The sequence below is a fragment of the Myxococcus sp. AB036A genome (genome assembly GCF_006547355.1).
Lineage (GTDB): Bacteria > Myxococcota > Myxococcia > Myxococcales > Myxococcaceae > Myxococcus > Myxococcus virescens.
Genome location: NZ_VHLC01000245.1, coordinates 1 through 442, shown reverse-complemented (window position 1 = coordinate 442; position 442 = coordinate 1). Strand labels below are relative to the sequence as shown.

The following is a 442-nucleotide window of genomic DNA, read 5'->3' as shown; positions in this document are numbered from 1 at the left end:
GAGACTTGCCAGTTCCACCGTCAGCTGACAGTCCCGATCCAGCGAAGCGCTTTTTGCGGTGTCGGTGCGAAAAAAGGGATAGGGTCTAAGCCGGCATCTCGGGGGAGGTCACACTATGTCTCGACTGTTGCGCTCGCGAGCGTGGTCCGCTCTGGCGTTGCTCGCCGGTATCACATCTGTCTGGGCCGGGGATGTCCTGTGGCTGCGACTCGCTTGCGCTGCCGGATTGGCTATCGGGCTCGCGCAGCAGCTGGCGTTGCTCGCACTCAGCATCCGCATGCGCATGCTGGGAACCTTCCGGGTTCGGTTGAGCGCCGCCACCATGCTGAGCGCTGGAGTTGCTTGCTGGTACCTGGCGAACTCCCCGCGCCTGCCGTTCCTGGTCGTTGCCGGCTTGCTCGTCGTTCTCGCTGGACTGTGGTGGTTTTGTACGGCCCTAAAG

The 442-nt window shown here is 62.9% G+C and carries 1 protein-coding gene; it reads left to right on the top strand.

Annotation, left to right across the window (positions count from 1 at the left end):
• Positions 1 to 115 precede the first annotated feature (115 nt).
• On the top strand, positions 116 to 442 hold a 327-nt coding region (locus FL344_RS39665; protein WP_228565674.1), incomplete at its 3' end, for a hypothetical protein.